This is a genomic window from uncultured Microbacterium sp. (assembly GCF_963521645.1).
Lineage (GTDB): Bacteria > Actinomycetota > Actinomycetes > Actinomycetales > Microbacteriaceae > Microbacterium.
This window is the reverse complement of the sequence record NZ_CAUQVQ010000015.1, coordinates 43,229-49,941: the sequence shown is the minus strand read 5'-3', so window position 1 is coordinate 49,941 and position 6,713 is coordinate 43,229. Positions and strand designations below refer to the sequence as shown.

Here is a 6,713-nt window from a genome sequence, read left to right as displayed (position 1 = left end):
GACCAGGCCCGCACCATCCGCATCCCGGTGCACATGGTCGAGGTCATCAACAAGCTCGCGCGCGTGCAGCGTCAGATGCTCCAGGATCTCGGACGCGAACCCACGCCAGAAGAGCTCAGCCGTGAACTCGACATGACCCCCGAGAAGGTCGTCGAGGTGCAGAAGTACGGCCGCGAGCCGATCTCGCTGCACACCCCCCTCGGCGAAGACGGAGACAGCGAGTTCGGTGACCTCATCGAGGACACCGAGGCCGTCGTTCCCGCGGACGCTGTGGGCTTCACGATGCTGCAGCGCCAGCTCGAGCAGCTGCTCGACTCGCTGTCCGAGCGCGAAGCCGGCGTCATCCGCATGCGCTTCGGTCTCGGCGACGGTCAGCCCAAGACGCTGGACCAGATCGGTGACACCTTCGGCGTGACGCGTGAGCGCATCCGTCAGATCGAGTCGAAGACGATGGCGAAGCTGCGCCACCCGAGCCGCTCGCAGTCGCTGCGGGACTACCTCGAGTGATGCAGGCGAACGAAGGAAAGGCGCTCGAGGCCAGCGTCGACGGCAAGAACTACGCGCGCATTCCGCTGAAGACGCGTGTGGTCATGCCGGACGACGACCTCGACGCGGTGATCGCCGAGTACGCGAAGGACGCTGTTCAGCCGGGCGACCTGTTGTTCGTCACCGAGAAGATCGTCGCGATCACGCAGGGGCGGTCCTACCGCCTCGACGAGATCACGCCTCGTCCGCTCGCGCGCTTCCTCTCCCGTTACGTGGTGCGAACCTCCTACGGCATCGGTCTCGGCATGCCCGAGACGATGGAGATGGCACTGCGCGAATGCGGCACCCTGCGGATCCTCTTCGCGGCAGGTGTCTCGGTGATCACGAAGGCGTTCGGTCGCCGCGGTGACTTCTATCGCATCGCGGGCGACAAGGCCCGTGCGATCGACGGTCCCACCAAGAACACGATCCCTCCCTACAACGAGGCGGTCGTGCTCGGGCCGAAGAATCCGCGCGAGGTCGCTCTGCGCATCCAGAAGATGGTGGGCACAGACGTCGATGTCGCAGTCGTCGACATCAACGACATCGGCGGCAACATCCTCGGTTCGACTCTCGACAAGGCGGGTGAGCGCCGGCTCGTGCAGATCCTCGGCGACAATCCGCTCGGACAGGCGACGCAGTCGACGCCGATGGGGATCGTACGCGCGGTCTGAACCCACGAGCGCTCACGTCATCGAAGAAGGCCCGGATGCTCAGCATCCGGGCCTTCTCCGTATCCATCGGCTGTGCGGATCAGAAGCCGATCGCGGCCTGGTAGCGCGGCTTGTGCCCGGTGCGGATGCCGGTGACGCTCGGCTTGTTCTCGTACACGCCCGCACCCCAGTTGCCCTCGACGAGAACGGGGCCCTCCGGGGTCACGACGATGTCCCATCCGACGTACTGCACCTGAGGGACGACCCGCGCCGCACGATCGACGAAAGCCTTCACCTCATCGATCATCGGCAGCTGGAAGTCGGCGATGGGAAAGCCCGAATCGGGGTGGGTCACGTGCACGTGGCCGTGCGAATCGTACCCGGCACCCACCGCATGTCCGTTCTCGTCGAGCATCGTGTAGAAGCCGCCGAAGCTCATCTGGTCGCTCACCGCACCCCGGCCGAACTTCTGCGCCATCGCGAGGATGTGGGTCTTCTCTCCGTCGAAGAAGGCGGTCACGCGCGTGGTGTTGACGGTTCCGGGGCACACCGCGGCGAGATCGGCGTGCTGGCGGATGACCTCCTCCACGAGCACCTGGTTCTTGCCGAGGAGCTCTGCGTGGAACGCGTTCCAATCGGTGACGTCGGCCGCGTGATACCGGTGGACACCGGTGCCGGCCTGGCCGTGCGTCTCCTTGACGACGATCGTGCCCTGTCGTTCGGTGAACTCGCGCAGCTCGTCGGCGTTGCCCTCGACGATCATCATCCACTCGCGCTTGAGCAGTGCGTCGAATCGTTCGTTGAACTCGGCCTTGTCATGGAACAGGTGTCGGAAATCGGGGTGATCGTACTTCTGCGAGATCTGGTTGGACACCGGGTGCGTCATGTACGTGTCGCGCTCCGCCTTGGTGAGGATCGCGAAGTCGTAGTCGATGTAGTCCTGGAAGCCGACGTTGTGGCGGCCGGCCGACCAGAGCATGTCCGCGACGACCAGCGGCACCGCCTTGCCGTGCTGCGCGGAGGCCTCCTTGGCCCGATCCACGACAGACGCGACGTCGATGCGGCGGGCGCGCGCGAGCAGATAGCGGACGCGGGGCACGGGGGAAAAGCGTGACATGGATCTCCTGGGTCGGGTACCGCACCAGTCTACGGGGGCTCGCTCAGGGCAACCTGGAGCGCCCCGGCTAGGCTGGACGACGTGTGTGAGACGACATCCTCCTCCCGCCCGCGCGCGATGATCTCTCGTGCGGCGCTCGCCTCCGCCGCATCGGCCGCGGTCGACGCCGGAGGTCGCGTGGCGGACCTCCGCCGCGATGCGTGGGGCCATGGGGTGCTCGCGGTCGCACACGCGGTCACCGCGGCGGGCGCGAGTGCCGTGCTCGTGGACTCCTTTGTCGAGGCGGAGACCCTCGCCTTGGAGGGGATCGAGGCGACGGTCGACGGTACAGCCGACATCGATCCGCTTCTCCTCTACGGTCTTCCGGACAGCGATGGTGCGCTGCGCACCCGCCCGGTGATGCGCTTGGCCGGGCGCATCCTCTCCACCAAGCGTCTCCGCGCAGGCGACGCCGTCTCGTACGGCTATACGCATCGCGTGGCGACGGACACGACGGCGGCTCTCATCACGGGGGGATACGCGCAGGGGATCGTCCGCGCTCTGGGGAACTCCGCCGAGGTCGAGGTCGACGGCGTCGGGGCGCCCATCATCGGTCGCGTCGCCATGGACGTGTGCGTGATAGACCTCGGCGACCTCGACGCACCGGTCGACTCCGAGGCGACCTACTTCGGAGGGACGGGCCCCGCCGCGACCGCACTCGGACGATGGAGTGCCGTCACCGGCCTCACCGTCGCGGAGTTGATCACCGTCGCGGGGACGCACGCCGACCGGGGGTGGGAGTCATGAGCAGGCCCGAGCTGAGGTTGCGCACGGATCGACTCGTCGCCAACATCCGGGCGGTGCGCGAGCGCATCTCGCCCTCGGCGCTGATGATCGTCGTGAAGGACGACGCCTACGGTCACGGACTCTCCTGGGCGGTGGAGACGGCGAGGGATGCGGGAGTCGACTGGTTCGGGGCGTACGACGTCCGGAGCGGTGTCGCGGTGCGGCGCCTGCTGGGCGCCGAAGGCAGCGTGTTCGCATGGGCGACATCGACCGATGCCGAGATCGATGACGCGCTGACGCACGGGATCGACCTCGGCGTCGGCAGCGACGAGTACCTCGGGCGCATCATCGCGCGCTCCAGCGAGCTCGGGACACGCGCGCGGGTGCATCTCAAGATCGACACGGGGCTGCACCGCAACGGGATCCTCCCGGAGGACTGGGAGTCGACGGTCGCCGTCGTCCGTGCGGCGGAGCGCGAGGGGCTCGTCGATCTCATAGGCATCTGGAGCCACCTCGCGGAGGCCAGTGATGAGGAGGACGACGACGCGCGGGCCGCGTTCCTCGCGGCCGTGCAGATCGTGAGCGAGTCGGGGGAGACGCCCGAGGTGATGCACCTCACGGCGTCCGCCGCGTCGTGGTGGCGGCCCGAACTGCGCGGCACCCTGTCGCGCATCGGCGCGTTCTGTTACGGCATCCGCTCCGCCGACGGTCCCGAGCTCGACGGGGTCCTTCCGGTCGCCGAGCTGACGGCCACCGTGGAGCGCCTGGACGATGAGGATGCCGTGATCGCGATCGGATCGTTCGACGGACTCCCCTCGACCCTCGTCGGTGCCGAGGTGGGGACACCCGCGGGTTCTCGTGAGCTGAAGCGCGTGAACGCGACCTCATCGGTCGTGGCAGCCTGGCCCGGCGCCGCTGTCGGCGACACGGTCTGGCTGTTCGGGGCGGGAGAGCACGGGGAAGAGAGCGCGACGAGCCTCGCAGAGCGCATCGACACGGTCGGCGAGGAGATCCTGACGAGGCTCACTCCGCGCGTCCGCCGGACCTTCGTGGAATGAGCTGACCGCGGTGCGCGTCCGAGCGGGCACCGGGGACATGAAAAACGGAGCCCGGCAAGAGTCGGGCTCCGTTCTCGGCGATCCGCTGTGATCAGTCGATCAGGCGAGCGGTCTCGTCGTGCCAGCTGGTGGCGATGCTGCGGAGCTTCTCTTCGTACTTGCGACCATGGTGCGCGCAGAAGAGCAGTTCGGAGCCGTTGACCTCGGCTGCGATGTAGGCCTGAGCGCCGCACGAATCGCAACGATCCATGGCGGTCAGGCGGAACTCGACAGTGGAGGTCTCACGTTCGGTCGTTGCGTTCATCTCGGTGCCTCCTTGAGTGTCGGGTTCGCTGATTGGGCGTGTTCAATACAACCACGCCCTTCCTGTAGTCATGCCCGGTTTGCGGCGTGTTTCGCTCAGCGCGTACGCTCCGCGCACCGCCTGGGGTGCGATGGGGAGTGTCTGCGAGCTCGAGAGGTCCCACGCGAATAGACTCGGAGATTGTGACCGCCGAGTATTCCGCCCATCATCTCCAGGTGCTCGAAGGGCTCGAAGCAGTCCGCAAGCGTCCCGGTATGTACATCGGGTCCAACGGCTCGCCGGGCCTGATGCACTGCCTCTGGGAGGTCATCGACAACGCCGTGGACGAGGCGGTGGCGGGCAACGGATCCAAGATCGACGTGATCCTGCACGCGGACGGCAGCGTCGAGGTCCACGACCGGGGACGAGGCATCCCGGTCGATGTCGAGCCCCGCACCGGACTCACAGGGGTGGAGGTCGTCTTCACGAAGCTGCACGCCGGCGGCAAGTTCGGCGGAGGGTCGTACGCGGCGTCCGGTGGACTGCACGGTGTCGGGGCCTCGGTCGTGAACGCCCTCTCCGAACGACTCGACGTCGAGGTGGACAGGGGCGGCAAGACCTACGCGATGTCCTTCCATCGCGGTGAGCCCGGACTCTTCGAGGATCGGGGCGAGAAGCGACCCGATGCGCCGTTCACCCCGTTCCAGGACAAGAGCGAGCTGCGTGTGGTCGGCAAGGCGCCCCGCGGCACCAGCGGCACCCGGATCCGCTACTGGGCGGACAAGCAGATCTTCACGAAGGACGCGGCGTTCCAGCTCTCCGAGCTCGTGACCCGCGCCCGCCAGACCGCCTTCCTCGTTCCCGGCCTCGAACTCGTCATCCGCGATGAGCGGGCCGCCGACGGTGCCGAGGGCGACGGACAGCCGACGGAGACCTCGTACCGCTACGACGGAGGCATCTCGGAGTTCGTGGAGTATCTCGCGACCGACGCTCCCGTGACCGACACCTGGCGCATCCAGGGCGAGGGCACGTTCAAGGAGACGGTTCCCGTCCTGCAGGCCGACGGCCACATGATCGCCACCGAGGTCGAGCGGGTGTGCGCCGTCGACATCGCGATGCGCTGGGGAACCGGCTACGACACCACGACCCGCTCGTTCGTCAACATCATCGCCACGCCGAAGGGCGGCACGCACAACCAGGGCTTCGAACAGGAGCTCCTCAAGGTGCTGCGTGCCCAGGTCGATCAGAACGCCCGCCGACTGAAGGTCGGCAGCAACGACAAGCTCGAGAAGGACGATGTGCTCGCGGGCCTCACCGCCGTGCTCACCGTGAACCTGCCCGAACCGCAGTTCGAGGGACAGACCAAGGAGGTGCTCGGCACACCTGCTGTGCGCCAGATCGTCGCGCAGGTCCTGCGCAAGGATCTCGCCGCGAGGTTCTCGTCGACCAGACGCGACGACAAGAGCCAGGCCGCGCAGCTGCTCGACAAGGTCGTGGCGGAGATGAAGGCCCGTGTCTCGGCCCGAGCGCACAAGGAGACCCAGCGTCGCAAGAACGCACTCGAATCCTCGACTCTTCCGACCAAGCTGGTCGACTGCCGGACGAACGAGGTCGAACGCAGCGAGCTGTTCATCGTCGAGGGGGACTCCGCCCTCGGCACGGCCAAGAACGCGCGCAACAGCGAGTTCCAGGCGCTGCTGCCCATCCGCGGCAAGATCCTCAACGTGCAGAAGGCGTCGGTGGGCGACATGCTCTCCAACGCCGAATGCGCGTCGATCATCCAGGTGATCGGCGCGGGCTCGGGACGCAGCTTCGACATCGATGCGGCGCGCTACGGCAAGGTGATCCTGATGAGCGACGCCGACGTCGACGGCGCGCACATCCGCACGCTGCTGTTGACGCTCTTCTACCGCTACATGCGTCCGCTGATCGAGCACGGGCGGGTGTTCGCCGCCGTTCCGCCGCTGCACCGCGTGATCGTGATGAACCCGGGATCCAAGCCGAACGAGACGATCTACACCTACAGCGAGCAGGAGATGCACGCGCTTCTCACGAAGCTGCGCAAGGCCGGCAAGAAGTGGCACGAGCCCATCCAGCGCTACAAGGGACTCGGCGAGATGGATGCCGAACAGCTCGCGACCACCACCATGGATCGCGGCGGGCGCCTGCTCCGTCGGGTGCGCATGGAGGATGCCGAGGCCGCGGGGCGTGTCTTCGAGCTGCTGATGGGCAACGAGGTCGCCCCCCGACGCGAGTTCATCATCGAGTCCTCCGACCGGCTGTCGCGCGAGGCCATCGACGCCTGACCCGGT

The 6,713-nt window shown here is 67.2% G+C and carries 7 protein-coding genes; 5 read left to right on the top strand and 2 right to left on the bottom strand.

Going from position 1 to position 6,713, the window contains the following annotated elements:
* Positions 1 to 507 (top strand): sigma-70 family RNA polymerase sigma factor (locus RWO82_RS06005; RefSeq protein ID WP_314424680.1); only part of this gene is annotated, 507 nt, incomplete at its 5' end.
* The gene (locus RWO82_RS06000) at positions 507 to 1,199 is read left to right on the top strand and encodes a coenzyme F420-0:L-glutamate ligase (protein ID WP_314424677.1); all 693 of its coding nucleotides are present in this window, start codon (positions 507 to 509) and stop codon (positions 1,197 to 1,199) included. The genes RWO82_RS06005 and RWO82_RS06000, both read left to right, overlap by 1 nt.
* A gap of 79 nt (positions 1,200 to 1,278) precedes the next feature.
* On the opposite strand, the gene RWO82_RS05995 is transcribed toward RWO82_RS06000, so the two are convergent.
* A complete protein-coding gene (locus tag RWO82_RS05995; protein ID WP_314424674.1) occupies positions 1,279 to 2,295 on the bottom strand; it encodes a sugar-transfer associated ATP-grasp domain-containing protein in 1,017 nt (338 codons plus the stop codon).
* Positions 2,296 to 2,376: 81 nt separating this feature from the next.
* Between RWO82_RS05995 and RWO82_RS05990 the strand changes: the two genes are divergently transcribed.
* Together RWO82_RS05990 and RWO82_RS05985 are read left to right on the top strand one after the other, a co-directional pair.
* Positions 2,377 to 3,081 (top strand): alanine racemase C-terminal domain-containing protein, encoded by a 705-nt coding sequence (locus RWO82_RS05990; protein ID WP_314424673.1) that lies wholly within the window; start codon positions 2,377 to 2,379, stop codon positions 3,079 to 3,081.
* A complete protein-coding gene (locus tag RWO82_RS05985) occupies positions 3,078 to 4,118 on the top strand; it encodes an alanine racemase (RefSeq protein ID WP_314424672.1) in 1,041 nt (346 codons plus the stop codon). The genes RWO82_RS05990 and RWO82_RS05985 overlap by 4 nt, the downstream gene beginning before the upstream one ends.
* A gap of 91 nt (positions 4,119 to 4,209) precedes the next feature.
* Here RWO82_RS05985 and RWO82_RS05980 read toward each other — a convergent pair whose 3' ends face one another.
* On the bottom strand, positions 4,210 to 4,422 hold the full coding sequence (locus tag RWO82_RS05980) for a hypothetical protein (RefSeq protein WP_314424671.1): 213 nt from the start codon (positions 4,420 to 4,422) through the stop codon (positions 4,210 to 4,212).
* A gap of 182 nt (positions 4,423 to 4,604) precedes the next feature.
* Between RWO82_RS05980 and RWO82_RS05975 the strand changes: the two genes are divergently transcribed.
* Positions 4,605 to 6,707, top strand: a complete 2,103-nt coding sequence (locus RWO82_RS05975) for a type IIA DNA topoisomerase subunit B (RefSeq protein ID WP_399540722.1) — start codon at positions 4,605 to 4,607, stop codon at positions 6,705 to 6,707.
* Positions 6,708 to 6,713 lie beyond the last annotated feature (6 nt).